The following is a 763-nucleotide window of genomic DNA, read 5'->3' on the forward strand; positions in this document are numbered from 1 at the left end:
GGCCATCCCCGTTGCGGCTGAAGGCTGTCACAATGCGACCGGCGGCCTCGTCGGTGGCCAAATCGGTTATCGCTGGCAGTCGGCCAGCTGGGTATTCGGCCTCGAAGCTCAGGGCGACTGGGCCAACCTGAAGGGCTCGAACACGAGCTCGCCCGCAGCGCTCGCGCCGCTGGTCAACCAGACAAAGATCGATGCGCTCGGCCTGTTCACCGGCCAGGTCGGCTATGCCTGGAACAACGTGCTCTGGTACGTGAAGGGTGGCGCGGCCGTCACGCACGCCAAATACAACGGCCTGTTCGGCGGCGTGGTCATCGACAGCGCAAGCGAGACGCGCTGGGGTGGCGCGGTCGGCACCGGCCTCGAATTCGGCTTCGCGCCGAACTGGTCCGTTGCGATCGAATACGACCATCTGTTCATGGGCGGCCGCGATGTCAGCTTTACGGTTCTCGGCGTCAACGACCGTATCGACCGCATCAAGCAGGACGTCGACATGGGCACTGTCCGCGTCAACTACACCTTCGGCGGTCCGGTCGTGGCGAAGTACTGAGCTTCGCCACCGACGTCACATCGTCACGAAAGGCCGGCCTCGCGCCGGCCTTTTTGTTTTGGCGGTACATTCAGCGCAGTTCCGCACGCCCTGCTGCTGCCAGATGCCGCCAGCACGCCAACAATCCGTTGACGATTCGCAACTCCCACTGGAAATCCGTCGCTGTTCTTCCTACGTTCGCTGACAACCCCATCGGCGCCGATCCCGGTTCCGGGC

General features: G+C 64.0%; 1 protein-coding gene. It reads left to right on the plus strand.

Features of this window, described 5'->3' with window-relative positions; translation table 11 throughout:
- A partial coding sequence (locus AC1D00_RS43730; RefSeq protein ID WP_477015015.1) for an outer membrane protein occupies positions 1-547 on the plus strand: 547 nt, incomplete at its 5' end.
- Positions 548-763: the final 216 nt, after the last annotated feature.

The sequence above is a fragment of the Bradyrhizobium sp. P2_E8 genome, from assembly GCF_056403875.1.